Genomic DNA, 14552 nt, shown 5'->3' with positions numbered 1-14552 from the left:
CTTTTTTAAACCATTGCCAATCACTCAATTGCGGTAAATCATCTTTCTGTGGGTTTATTTGTCTTATTTTTTGACATAACGCTAAATAACAGCATTTTTCCTTTTTGTATGCTTGTTAACTCATTTCTTATTTGTAGCATGTTGATGTTAATGGCCTTTTTTTAGGCTAAAAACTCTAATAAAAATTACTACTTACAATAGCAAGTTTTGGAAAGGACTCTAAATATGAAGTATGCCAAGTCGAAGTTGGCTTCGCTGATCGCTGTCTCGCTTTCGCTAACCGCGTGTGGTGGAGGTGGTGGAGGCGACTCAACCCCTGTAAATGTAGCTCCCAATATTGGTGGTACGCCGCAAACGAGCATAGATGAGGGGGTAGCATTTACGTTTACTCCAACTGCCAGCGACGAAAACAACGATGAACTAACATTTTCGATTACCAACAAGCCTGCTTGGGCAAGCTTTGATGAAGCAACGGGTCAATTATCAGGAACACCCGCTCGGACAGATATTAGCGCCTATTCAGATATTGTTATTAGTGTAAGTGATGGCAGTGAAAGCGCTTCTTTGGCTTCTTTTGAATTGACCGTGAACCGAGTGATGGCCTTAAGCGGTAAAGTAATTGATGGTTATGTAGCTGGTGCGGTTGTTTTTCTTGACCTTAACCTAAATGGTCAACTTGACGAGGATGAGCCTAGCGCTATTAGTGATAATACCGGTGCTTACACCTTGGCATTAAAAGGCTCCGACATCAGCAGCTTAAAATCGGCGCCTATTCGTGCCTTGTTAGGCGAAGGAGCTACAGATATAGATACTGGTGAAGACTTCTCTGAAAATCCAGTCGTGCTTTCTGCTCCTCCATTGGTTGACTTAGATGAAAGCATTGACCCTACTGGAGCCGCGATTTCCCCGTTTACCTCTTTGGTTGTTGATGAGTTAAAAGAGAGCCTAATTTTGTTAGCTAGCGGTTCTGTAACCAGCGAACAAATTGACCAGGAGCTAATGGCTGCAAAAACCAAGGTGATTGGTGACTTAGGCTTAGATGGTGGCCTTGATGTGATTTTAGGCGACTTCTTGTCTGATGATGTTGGTGAAGCGATTAAAGAAGCCTTAGCGAAAGAGGCGATAGAGCGCACCACCGAACGCCAAGAAGCAGCTAAAAAAGAGCAAGAACTTAAACAAGATTTGGAAGATAACCAAACGGTAGAGGTTACCACCCAGCGAAGCAGTCGAAAAAACTGGATTACTGGGAAAGAAGATTACTTCCTAGTTGAACAAAGCAAAATTACTACCTTATTAGACGATGGTACGAAAAAAGTAGAGGCTGAGTCCGTTAGTTACCTCACCGATGCTAACTATAAAAGGAAGCTAGATGAGGATCAGGAAGCACTGATTTATGAAAAAGAGTCTTGGACAGAAAACTATTTAGCTGATGGGGTTTATACCGCTCATTTTTATTGGGAAACCGATTTAAACCAAGACAACCTTCGAACTTTTAAAGGGCGAGTTTATCGAGTTGGAACCCATGATGAAGCTGGTCAGCTTTCATACCTAGCATATCATGATGAGTCTTCTTCAATTGACGAAGGTGGCTATGACGATGATGAAAGCTTTGATGATATAGATATTGAAGCAGCTGTTAATGCTGGAAACCTTTCTCAAATTGAATGGGTTCAAAGAGTTACACATTCTTCTGAGACCTTAGAAAGCGGTGAACAGGTAAAAACTAGAATCAGTGAATCTTTAGATAAAGAAGAGCTAGAGCCTTACTTTAGAAGAACCCAAGTGACCACCTCTTTTGCTGACGGCTCTGTTTCGAATGAGGAGCTGAGAGATTCTTCAGCAGATGGAACGATAAATGACTATACCAAAGAAACGCTAACGCCAAACGGTGAAAGAGAGTTCACTAAGCGAGGTAGTGTTTATACTTGTTGCATCAATGGTGTATTTGAAGAGTATGCGCAATACCGTTGGGATCGAGGTGAGCTTACTAATTATTGGGAAGATTACCAAGAATCAAGCAAAGTAGTTGATGGCTTAAAGGTATCGGAAGGTTCTGGTGGGCGTTATGTATATAGCAATGACACCAGGATGGCTGAATTAGGTTCTGATGGCCAAGCTATTAAGTTTCAGGATTGGAAATATACGACAACAGATCTATCTGACACCCTAAGTTTAGAGTTTAACGAGTATCACCACTACGGCTTGGATAACTATTCATTTACTAAAGAAGAGCCTGGCCAAGCAGTTAAAGTTTGGGAGAAAGGAGCTTCGGGTTTGTGGCTTGGCCATGACTACCCTGAATGGAACTCTACGAATATCGAGGAACTCGATAGTAAAATTAAAGCCGCCTTAGATAGTGGCTTATCTTACGCTGAAATTGATGAAAGTGTGGTTGCAGGCTTGAGTGCTTATAACGTACTGCGTTTTAGCGATAGTTTTGTTTACCAAGAAAATGGCGATGTAAGAACGTGGTTCTTAGTCAACCAGTTTGAAGGGGAGTGGGAGCTACAAGAGACAGGTTTAGAACAGCTACCGAACGGCTGGCGCTTTAACGTTGTCCCTGGTGGAATGATCGTTGAGCTGGATACCAGTGGTAACGATTATTCACGTAACAATTATACCTCAGTGCCGTTGGTTGATGCTGATGTTGATACGGGTTACTTCGAATCTCAAATGTATTGGGATCCGAATCAAGCGTTTTATGGCTATTTAGATCAAGCAGAAGCTCAAGCTAAATTAGATGCGCTTATTGCTGAAGAGATCGCCAGAGAAGCTGCGATGCCGCGTGAGCAAGTGAGCGTGTTATTTACTCTTCCTAGCGAGCAAACCGCTGGCTTAAACCAAGCTGAATTAGAGGCGCTATATGCAAGCTATAGCCTGCGGGTTGAAAATACAGGCATATGTAATAGCTTAACCAAAGCTTATTCCGACAAAAGCGCTGTAGGTGAGACTATATCGCTTAGCTCGGTTGACGTGCAGGGCGCAGTGTTCAATGTTGATATTTATACGGAAGTGGGCGATGGCTGTTTTGAGTTTGATGTAGTAAAAGAAAACGGCTCGGTATTTGCTGTAAGTCCATTAACCTTTGAGCGTGATAAGTACGCCATAGCGGAAACTACCGTAGATAGTGAGGTTGTTGATTTTGTTGGCCGATATGTAAACCATGCAAGTTGTGATTTGGAGCCATTGGATGAATTGGGTCCGCTTCAACAGGAAGTGCACATACGAGGGACGTTTGATGGCGGTGAAGATGCCACTGCATTTCTTGATAGCCACAAACTGAACTATGTTGGTAACAATACTTATCAAGCTAAAGTCTTTGCTGATGTTTTTCAATATTTTGACTTTAAAATTTCTACATTAGATGAAAACCTAGAATTTACTTCGCTGTTTCATTCATCTGATTATCGTGGAGATGGCAGCCCTGAACAAACTGAGTTGCATTTACTAGCTTCTCCTGAAGGACTAAGTTCAATGTCTTTCGGCAACAGCGATATTCCGGGTGTTTATTTAGTCGCTATTGAACTAAATGCTAACTTGGACAAAGGAGCTATCTCAGTTTCAGCTTGTGAAGACGGTACGCTGTCAAATGTAGAAAGCACTACTGGCCCAATGTTGATGTCGGATACGGAGAACTTTGAAGAGTATTCGCATTATGTTTATAGCTCACCATGGCAGCTTACGGACTATTGGTCAGAGAATACCCTAGCCAAGAAAGTTGAAAATGGAGAAGTTGTTACAGAGCAAAGTGGTAGACGCTATGTTATTAACAGTAGCAAAGATGCTGCAGAATTGGACGCTTCAGGGGAGCGCATAGAGTTTAATAATTGGCAATCTACTGAGACTCAAATAAGCGAATCGCTATCCATCAACAGAACCATTTATCAACATTTTGCTTTGGATGACTATAGCTTCACCTTGTCGGCTGATAACGCTGGGCAATCGGTAAGAGTATGGGAGAAGGGCAACACTGGCATTTGGGTTGGTCACGATTACGGAGAGTGGAATAGTCAAGATGTAACTGACTTGGCTGGTAAAGTGAGGGCAGCCATGGATGAGGGTAAGTCTTATGCTGAGATTGATAGCTCGGTGATTCCAGCTTTAGATGCATATAATAATCTGCAGCTGAATGAGAGCCTTATTGTTGATGAATTTGGTCAAGAACGAACGTGGTATCTAGTGAATGAATTTGATAACCAAGGCTGGGAAGTTACCACTACTACCTTAACAAGCTTGCCAAATGGCTGGGAGTTTCATGCGAAAGCTGGCGTTTTATTCCTCAAGCAATCTGGTTTCCAAAATATCATTCCAATCACTGCTGCTGATTCGGATAACGGTTCTTTTGAAGCGAAAACGGGTTGGGATGCCGGAGATACTACTTTCTATGGTTTCTTAGATTCAGCCAGTGCCGACGCCAAGTTGTTGGAGTTAAGTCCTCCTTAGGTTTTAGGTTTCATATGACCCGTCCTGATATGGGTTGACACGTGATTGACAAAAGGCGCTCACCAGCGCCTTTTTTATTGGCAAACAGCATTGCGTTCATTGACGCTCATCCGCTTATGAGTCAGCTGTGTAAGCGCGGTACTGTGCAAATAATGGCTTTGCGGTGACTAAGGGGAAAAGGCATTGGAGGTGGGTTGATATCATCAAAAAACAGAGCTTAAAAGAGCAAGCTTAGTTACTTGTACTAGCTCTTAACTTGCCGCAACTACCTTATTGCGGCCGCCTTCTTTGGCTTGATATAAAGCTTCGTCGGCACGTTTTATCCATTGCTCTAAGAAGCCAGAGTTTATTTCGGCTACGCCAAAAGAGCTGGTTATGCGTGTTTCTTCGCTTAGGATGGTGTTTTCGATACTTTGGCGAAGGTGTTCAGCTAGTGCGCAGGCTCCTTTTAGCCGGGTATGGGTGCATACCACCAAAAACTCTTCACCGCCCCAGCGGGCTAAGTAATCGCCTTCTCTAATTTGCTGGCGCACCAAATTTGCTAGATTAACCAGTACTTTGTCGCCTTCGTCGTGGCCGTATTGGTCATTGATTTTTTTGAAGTGGTCTATGTCGAATAAGACGATACTAGCAGGCATACCAATTTCAGCGTATTCGATAATGATGTCGCCAAAAATACTGCTTAAACCGGCGCGATTAAAGCAGCTGGTAAGCGGGTCGGTTTTGGCCATAAATTCGTAGTTATCACGCTCAATGCTCAGGTAGCTATTGATTTTATTTAGCTCTAGCGCGTGTTTATTTGATTGCTGGTGTTGCTCTTTTACCCCACGGGTCACACTGAAAAAAGCGTAAGTAATACTGACTAACCAGATCCCCAACAAGGCTAAATACAAATCTTTGGCTTGCAACCATTTGCCAGAAAACTGGACTGAATGGAGCGATAACTCGATATTTTTATCCAGAGTATTGTCACCAGTGAGCAAGCTAATGTAGGTGATCCTAGCATCTTGCTGCGAGTGTTGATTTTCACCCTGAGCAAACTGCCACCAAGAGGGCTGATATAAGCTATCTACATCTATGCTGTAACTCGCGCGCCCTTGCTTGGGCAAAATACTTTGTTGGTATAGGTGTAAATGTTTTGCATTGTGTTGAGTAAACACCTGTAGCCAAATGGAATCTGGTGCGGTGCTTTGAAAGGACAGGTTTAGTTGGATGTTTTCAAAGTTGGCCAGAGTGATGCCCGCTTGATTATTTTCCACTAACTTTAACTGCAAAGCACAGGCATCGGGTTGCTGGCTATTGGAGATATTGCAAAATAGCGTGGCTTTGTTTTGTTGGCGCAATAACAAGCCTTTGCCAACACGACCATCGGCGAGCTGAGTAGAAAGAGAGATGGGGGATTCTTCGTTTAGTGAGTAATTAAGGTGTCGCTCCATGCCTAGGTACTGCCAAAGCACCAATCCCAAAGAGATCAGAAATAGTACCGGGTAATAAATGTCGCGTTGTTGCTGATTCATAGTGTGCTTTAGCGTGGACAGAACAAAAACTTTACCTTGGTATTATTCACTAAATCCATGCTTTATAAAGGGTTGTACTACGCAATTATAAGAATATCTCTATTTGCAAATTCCATATACAGCACAAATTTAGGGTTTTAGTTCTCAAGATTTATGCAACGTGACGCCAAAATGGGATTGTTGTTTTGTTGAGTTTGCGCAATCAGCGTGGCTCTTTGGCATTCTAGAGGGCTAACCGGATGAAGCTTGTCCCAAGCTTGCATTAACTTGCGTTGACTGCTGCTCATGGTAAATCGGCTATAAGTGGCATCCATGTATAAATAACTGCGTGCTATTGGCCCTCGCGAGGATTCAGGCGGTTGTACTTTACGGTTCTCTATACGCATATCGCAGCTACCAAAACTAGATTGCTGAGTACTTAACATAGTGAAGTTGTAGTTAGAGCGCGCCGCATTTACCGCGCCAATAGCCGGATACAGGTTGTACATGTCGGCTTGCATTAAGCGGTATTCTGCATTGGTTTTTTCTGCACAGCGCCTGCCCTTGTAGGCTTTGCCTTTTGAATTGACACATTTGGGGTGGCCTTCACGCCACTCAGTAAAGTTGCGGCCAAAGTTCTCTGCTGGCACAACGTGCTCGGTCTCGTAACGTCTTAATCGGTTAAGATATTTGCCGGTAGCAAAACCAGAATTAAGTGTGACATTTTTATTCTCATCAAACTTAGCCTCGCAATACAGTGTTTTACGGGTACTTGGCTCTGCGTATACCTGTTGCAGTAAAAGTCGCTTGGCGGTGGTAAATGATTCAATGCTTTGATTGCCATTAGCAAGCGCAAGAGAAGGTAAGGAAAGGGCAAACAATAAGGCATAGCTGGCTAGGCTACGTAGGGCTGTTTTTAAGTACATCTTAATCTTATAAATAACCGTAAAAAAACAGCCCAAAATTTAGCATGCGGCTAGGTCGTACAGCTAACTATCAATAACTGAGTTCAGCTTTGTTTGATTGCTGGGGGTTTATTGACAAAAAAAGTAAAAAAAACTTACTTGGCTTTGAAAGCGTTTTCTATCAGGCACTGCCTAGCTCGGGCGTATTTAGCTGATTTTCTGGCTTTTTTGCAAAGTTTCAAAGGGCGCGCTAGGTCACAAAAATCTCATTCAGGCTGAACTATCTTTGAGCCGTTTTGCCCTTGTTAGGGCAGCTAATCTGCCAGAGCCCATTAAGTAGTAGGAAGACTTACTGGCAGCAAACCAAACACAACAAGGATATGTTGTAGATGATTTTATTCAGCGGGTGGACAAAGCATTCAGCAGTAGTGGCTGGATCGCTTCTCTTAACGGCGTGTTATAACGTTGGCGGAGAAGTAGAGGGCTTAAACGGCAAGTTAAGCCTACAGTTAAACGAGAAAAAACCATTGGCCATCACTCAAGATGGTCCTTTTGTATTTAAAACTAAATTACCAGCGGAGCAAGCCTTTACCGTTGCGGTTGTTGACGAGCCGATGACGCAATCTTGTACGGTTACCCCCGAACAAGACGTGATGGCCGAACAAGACTACATGCAGCTTATTGTTGCCTGTGTCGACAAGCCTTGGGAGCCGCATTTCCCACCTGTTGCTAACCCCAATATTGACCTTACGCCGCCAACAGAGTTAGCACTGGCTGGCCCAAATCAGCTGCGTTTGAACTATATTGACCCAGCAGCAGTCACTCGTGAAGATGCTGCTGCGGATTACGCCTCGTGGTCGCTTCATTTATGGAACAACGCTGCTTGTGATGCCATTGCTGAGTCGGCATTGAATACCGAATGGGCCGATCAATCTCTGGTACCAGCAGGTTATGATCAATATGGTCCCTACTGGGAAGTGGACTTAAATAAAGAGTCTGGCTGTGCCAACGTGATTATTCGTGACGGTAGCCTTTCTAAGTTAATTGATGCCGATCTAGCTATTTCTTTTGACCAGTTCACCGATCGCAGCGTGAGCGTTATTCAAGGTAATAGCCAAGTATTTGATAGCCGCGAAGAGGCTTGGAATACTAACCCTCCTGGTTTGGGCATTATTAATGCCTCGGCCCACTTGGTTGATGCAAACACCTTGGTATGGGCAGACGCTATTGCTGCAGATTATGTACGTTTGTACTCATCTGCCGATGGCAGCTTTACGGTAAATAGTGATGGCACTGTAGATGGCGCTTACCAAATGGTGATGTTAGAGCCGGGCCAAGTGAGTGATGAAGCGCAAGCCGCCTTCCCTCACCTAGACTTTAGCTCTGCTTATCAACTACCAGATGATGCAGACCTAAAGAGCTTGCTGAAAGGCGAAGTGGTTGCGATGGCGCTTACCGCCGAAGGTTATGTGTATAAAACTACCGAGGTGCAGTTTGCTGGCGCGTTAGATAGCTTATATGCCGCGGCCAATGATGATGCCGTTCAGCTAGGCGTAAGCCCTAGCCAAAAAGGTTATCAATTCCAACTTTGGGCACCAACGGCTCAATCGGTAACTCTGCAAACTTACAACAAACGTAAAAAAGCTAAGCGCGCCTACTCAATGGAGTGGCAAGCAGACTTAGGTACTTGGTTAGTTGATACGCGAGTTAAACACGGCCAATTTTATCGCTACGTGGTAGAGGTTTATCACCCAGCTTCTGGTGAAGTAGAAACGCTAGAGGTAACCGACCCCTACTCGCTAAGCTTGGCGACTAACTCTCTGTATTCGCAAGTTGTTGATTTAGAACACCGTAAAACCAAACCAGCCGGTTGGGATTCTCACGTAGTGCCCGAACTGCCTATGACTAACATGAGCATTTACGAAGCCCATGTACGTGACTTTAGTGCGCATGACCTATCAACTAGTGAAGAGAACCGCGGTAAGTACCTAGCCTTTACCGAGCTTGATTCTGCGCCAATGCAGCACCTTGCCGAGTTAAAACAAGCTGGCCTTACTCACCTACATTTGTTGCCTGTTTTTGACATCGCCACCGTTGAAGAAGACGAAGCTCGCCGTGTTGAAATTAGCGACACCGTGGGCAAGTTGTGTAGCATTCAGCCAGACAATGCCTTGTGTGGCGTTGAATCTAATGGTGCGGTGATTGCCGACTTATTAGAAGCCTGTGACCCTAGCACCCAATGTGCCGACGACATTGTTGACTCATTACGCTGGTTAGACGGCTTTAACTGGGGTTACGACCCATTCCACTTTGGCGCACCTGAAGGCAGCTATGCCAGTAACCCAGATGGTTTTGCGCGAATTAAAGAATTCCGCGCCATGGTGCAGTCGGTGCACGAAATGGGTTTACGGGTAGCCATGGACGTGGTGTATAACCACACTAATGCCTCTGGCCTAAACGATAAATCAGTGCTTGATAAAGTGGTACCTGGTTATTACCAGCGTCGCAATGCCATTACTGGTGCGGTAGAAACCTCTACCTGTTGTGACAATACTGCCACCGAACACGCCATGATGGCCAAGTTGATGAAAGACACTTTGGTCATTTGGACGCGTGATTACGGCATCGATGCCTTCCGCTTTGACCTCATGGGTCATCAGCCTTTAGCGGCCATGGAAGAATCTTTAGCGGCGGTTAAAGCGGCTGATCCAGACAACTACTTCTACGGTGAAGGTTGGAATTTTGGTGAAGTACAAAACGATGCTCGTTTTGTTCAAGCAACTCAGCTTAACTTAGCCGGAACCGGTATTGGCTCATTCTCCGATCGGATGCGCGACGTAGTTCGTGGCGGCAGCCCATTTGATAGCGCCGAAGCGATTCGCGGTTCTCAAGGTTTGGCCAATGGTTTGTTCCATGATCCCAATGAGCTAAATGCCAGCGATGATGCCACCAAGCTAGTATTGCTGCAGCATACCGACATTGCACGGGTAGAGCTGGCGGGCTTGTTGTCTAGCTTTAAACTCATAGATGCAAATGACCAAGTGGTATTAGGCAGCGAGGTTGACTACAACGGTCAGCCTACCGGTTACACAGCTTCACCTTTAGAGGCTGTGTCTTACGTGTCTAAGCACGACAACCAAACACTGTGGGACATTAACCAGTACAAATTGCCAAGCGGTATGAGCCCTAGCGATCGCGTGCGTGCGCAAAGCTTTGCTTTGAGCTTCCCGCTATTAGGCCAAGGCGTACCATTTATTCACATGGGCTCTGATGTTCTTCGTTCTAAATCTATGGAGCGAGACAGCTACGACTCGGGTGATTGGTACAACAAGGTAGATTTCACCGCTCAAGACAATAACTGGAATGTGGGTTTACCACGTTATGGCAAAGATGGTCTTGATGGTAATTATCCACTAATTGGCCAGATTATCGCTGACCCAAGCACCGATGTAGCAGCTGGGGACATTGCCCAAGCTAAAGCGGTGTTTAATGAGTACCTAGCACTACGTAACGCCACACCATTAATTGGTTTGGGTAGCGCAGAGGCGATTAATACTCGTGTGGATTACCACAACATGGGCAGCGCTCAAACGCCGGGTCTAATTCTTATGTCGGTGAACGATGGCGCAGGGCTTGAAGATCTTGACCCTAACTACGACGCTATCTTAATTGCCTTTAACGCGGGAGCTGATCTTGTTGGTTTTAATACTGGCATTGCCGGTTTAGAGCTACACCCTAGCCAGGCACAGTCTGTTGATTCTGTGCTAGCCTCGGCAAGTGTTAACGGCACTGCGATTAACCTACCTGCCTACAGCACCGTAGTATTTGTTCTGCCGCAAGGTAATGAGCAAGGAGTGGGTATTCCGGTTACTGATAAGTACGACCCAGCCCAACCTACCTTTGGTGACACCGTGGTGTACCTGCGTGGTGGCATGAATGGTTGGTCTACCGACAACCCACTAGAGTACGTCTACGCCGGTGAATACAGCGCCTTAGTTGAACTAGTGGCAGGCAGCTACGAGTTTAAATTTGCCGATGCAGATTGGGGCGGGCAAGGGGTTAACTACGGTGGCTTTAGTGCTGTGGTTGCTCAAGGTTCGTTGCCAATTGTTACCGGTGCTGACAACCTAAGTGTGACCATTGCAGAAGATGGCCAATACTTGATTAGCTTTGCCGTAGACAAGGCTGATCCGAGCATCGCAACGGTAAGCATTACTTCCCAAGTTGAAGAAGCACCCTATGGCGATACAGCGGTATTACTGCGCGGTGACATGAATGGTTGGGGCGAGAGCTTACCATTTAGCTACACTGGCGGTGGTATTTACAGCCAAACCCTTAATCTTGCTGCGGGTGATTATGGCTTTAAGTTAGCCAGTGCCGATTGGAGTACGGTTAACTTGGGCGGTGATTTAGCTTTAGTGGCTGGTGGCGAAAGCGTAACCCTGCAACCGGGTAGCAACGACAACCTAAGTTTGAGCGTAGCTGCATCATCAGATTATACCTTTACGCTTAATGCCTCTGATATTGCAGCACCTAGTCTATCGGTAAGTTTTGCAGATGTTGGCGCAGTGTGTAGCGAGCTAGCTACTGTGGCAGAAGACGGTCCACTTGTTGAAGCCTTAGCCATTCGTGGTGAAAACTCAGATTGGGCTTGGGACGCAGCCTACGCCTTTAGTCATAAAGGTAATGGTCTTTATCAGGCGGTAGCTGAATTTAACGGCACCTTCATGTTTAAGCTGGCCACCGACGATTGGGGCACCCAGTATTTTGTGTTGGAAGACGACAGCTTGATTGAGCTTGAAACCGATGTTGAGTACCGTGCAGTAAGTGGTGACGCAGGCTTAAGCAATAACAGCATTACTCTTAGTGAAGGTCGTTACGCCTTTAACCTAGATGTATCGGGTGACCAAGCCACTTTAAATGTGTGTGAAATTGGCACGGTTAAAACCGAGATCCCAGAGCCAGCAGTGGCCGATGGAAAAGCGGTAATTAGCTTTGTTGATGCCGAGTCGCCAGTGACTGACCCAGCCACTAAATACGCTAGCTGGTCACTGTACATTTGGAATGATGCAAGCTGTAGCGCAGCAGATCCAAGCATGACACTAGACTGGGCCGATCAAAGCATCGCACCCGCGGGTGTTGATGAATATGGCCCTTACTGGGAAGTAGACCTAGCCACACTAGACGGTTGTTTCAACTACATCATTCGAGATGGCGCGTTAAACAAGGTGGTAGAGGCTGATTTACAGCTTAATCTAACAACCTACCCTGAGCGTGCTGTTGCGGTTATTGCCGATGGTCGCGAATATGCTACTCGCCAACTAGCGTTCCAAGGTTATAGCGAAGAGCCAGAGTATGACTATCTTGCTTTCCAATGTGCTGCCGAAGACCAAGCTAAGTTCAACGACTTGCGCATTTACCAAGTAATGACCGAAGCCTTTATCGACGGTGACAGTAATGCAGATTATGGCACTGGTTATGGCAGCAGCCATCACAAAGGTGACTTGCAAGGCATTATCGACTCGCTAGATTACATTCAATCACTAGGTATGAATGCCGTTTGGCTCACGCCTGTGTTTGAGACAGTAGCGGTTGATGGCCAAGAGCACTGGATAGATCGCTTAGATGCAACGGGTTACTTTGCTACTAACTACTTCAATATCGACCCTAATTTTGGTGATATGCAGTTAGCTAAAACCTTGGTTGATGAAGCTCACGCCCGCGGCATGTATGTATTCTTCGATGGTGTATTTGGTCACTTTAAATCAAATGCTCAAGACTACGCATCGCCAAACGGCCGAGCAGTTACCGAAACAGGGCCTGCACAAGGTAGCCTTGGCCGCCGATCTGAGTATCCAGAAGATTTGGCCTTCTTTAAAGAAGTCGCCAAGTTCTGGATCGAAGAACTAAAAATTGATGGCTGGCGCTTAGACCAAGCTTATCAAGTACCGGTAGGTGCGTGGGGCGAAATCCGCCAAGCGGTGGCTGAAGCTTCGCAAGGTGTAAGCTACCAGATGAATGGCGAAACCGTTAATCCACTGGGTTACATGGTTGCCGAAATCTGGTCAGGCGAAGACCAAATTGCCGAAACCGGCTACGGAACCAATGAGCAACACGGTTTATGTAGCGCCTTCGACTTCCCTGGTCGTTACCGCGTAGTGCAAAACTTTGCTGCTCAAGAAGATGGCTTCTTCTTTACCGATGCCTCTACACTTGCAGGTATATTTGATACCCATGCAGTATACCCAGAGCACGCCATTCCTAACTTAATGATTACCAATCATGATGTGGTTCGCTTTGGCGATTTACTGCAACGTGCTGGTATTGCCGAGCCTAGTGATGCTGAGTACTGGCAACGTCACAAAGCGGCTTACGCCTTCTTAGCTGCGTACACTGGCCCAATTACACTGTACTACGGTGATGAGATTGGTGATGAAGTGGCTAATTTTGCAGAAAGGTTAGATTGTGCGAGTGACGGCGGCGTTGGAGCAATTGCAGGTTTGTGTGATGACCATGTATCTCGTTCTAGCGGTAAAGTGGAAGGATTAGCCAGCGAGCAAGGCGGTGAAGTATTTACCGCTAATGCCCAACAGGCTGAGCTTCGCGACTACATCGCCGAACTTATGCAGCTTCGCGCAAGTTATCCTGCGCTTAGCCAAGGTGAGCGCCTAAGTGTATTGAGCGTTGGCGAACTATACGCCGATGTGAAGAGCTTCGGTGGGCAGCAAGTTCTCTACATTGCCAATATGACCGCGACAACTCAATTGGCTGTATTGCCACCTGAGTATATGGGACTGGGTAATCACAATACTTTCCAAGGTCTGCAAAGCAATGAGCAATACGCATTTGCTGCTGGAATTGTTGAAATAGAGCTAGCGCCATTTGAAGCTAAGTTCCTATTGGTGGGTGGCGAAGAGCCTGCTCAGCCTTACAGCGAAACCGTATACCTACGTGGCGATCTAAATGGCTGGGATACTAGCCTCGCCTTTGAGTTCAAAGGTGCGGATACCTACGATGTTAGCGTCACCTTCCCTGCTGGAACCACCGAGTTCAAGTTAGCTGATGCTAATTGGGCTAACCTCAACTTTGGTGCAGGTGTAGATGGCGGCGAGTTGGAGGCTGCAAGCTTTAAAACTCTTGCTGCTAGTGGCGGAAATTTGAGCATTACGCTTACAGAGGCGACTCCTCTAGTGCTAATTTTGGATGCGAAAGATCCAGCTAATCCGGTACTGATTGTAGAAGCAGATTTAGCCTATGCTCCTTACCAATATACGCCAGTTTACCTACGTGGTGACATGAATGGCTGGGCCGCTGGCCCAGATAGCCAAATGCTTTATCACGGTAGCGGAAAATATGAGATTACTGTGCAGTTAGACGCGCAAACTTACTTGTTCAAGTTAGCCGATCCAGATTGGACTAGCATCAATTTGGGTGGCGGTACAGAAACGCTGGTAAATCCAGACTTACCGCTGCAACTGTTCGACGGTGGAGCAAACTTAAGCTTTACTCCAGCTGCTGCAGGAAGCTATGACTTTGTGTTAGATGCCTCCGACCCAGCGGCAATAAGCCTAACGGTGCGTTAGTACTTAGTATGTAAAAACTAAAAAAGCCGCTTTAAAGCGGCTTTTTTATTAGCAATAACAGCGGTGGTATCAGCGTCTGTGTTTAACCGTATATAAGCACTAAACACCGCATTTCCGTTTTCTAG

At 45.8% G+C, this 14552-nt stretch carries 4 protein-coding genes; 2 read left to right on the top strand and 2 right to left on the bottom strand.

Annotated elements, in window-relative coordinates; genetic code table 11:
• Nucleotides 1-225: 225 nt before the first annotated feature.
• Nucleotides 226-4443, top strand: a complete 4218-nt coding sequence (locus tag OAG1_RS21045) for a putative Ig domain-containing protein (protein WP_338622704.1) — start codon at nt 226-228, stop codon at nt 4441-4443.
• 251 nt (nt 4444-4694) lie between these two features.
• Here OAG1_RS21045 and OAG1_RS21040 read toward each other — a convergent pair whose 3' ends face one another.
• Together OAG1_RS21040 and OAG1_RS21035 are read right to left on the bottom strand one after the other, a co-directional pair.
• The gene (locus tag OAG1_RS21040) at nt 4695-5960 is read right to left on the bottom strand and encodes a GGDEF domain-containing protein (protein ID WP_152785235.1); all 1266 of its coding nucleotides are present in this window, start codon (nt 5958-5960) and stop codon (nt 4695-4697) included.
• A gap of 137 nt (nt 5961-6097) precedes the next feature.
• Complete coding sequence (locus tag OAG1_RS21035) at nt 6098-6865, bottom strand: endonuclease (protein ID WP_338622701.1); 768 nt, start codon at nt 6863-6865, stop codon at nt 6098-6100.
• A gap of 368 nt (nt 6866-7233) precedes the next feature.
• On the opposite strand from OAG1_RS21035, the gene pulA reads away from it, so the two are divergent.
• Nucleotides 7234-14427, top strand: a complete 7194-nt coding sequence (gene pulA / locus OAG1_RS21030) for a pullulanase-type alpha-1,6-glucosidase (protein ID WP_338622699.1) — start codon at nt 7234-7236, stop codon at nt 14425-14427.
• The last annotated feature ends 125 nt before the right edge of the window (nt 14428-14552 follow it).

It is taken from the genome of Agarivorans sp. OAG1 (genome assembly GCF_037076485.1).
GTDB lineage: Bacteria > Pseudomonadota > Gammaproteobacteria > Enterobacterales > Celerinatantimonadaceae > Agarivorans > Agarivorans albus.
Note: the sequence above shows the minus strand (reverse complement) of the source record. Positions and strands in the feature narration are given on the sequence as shown.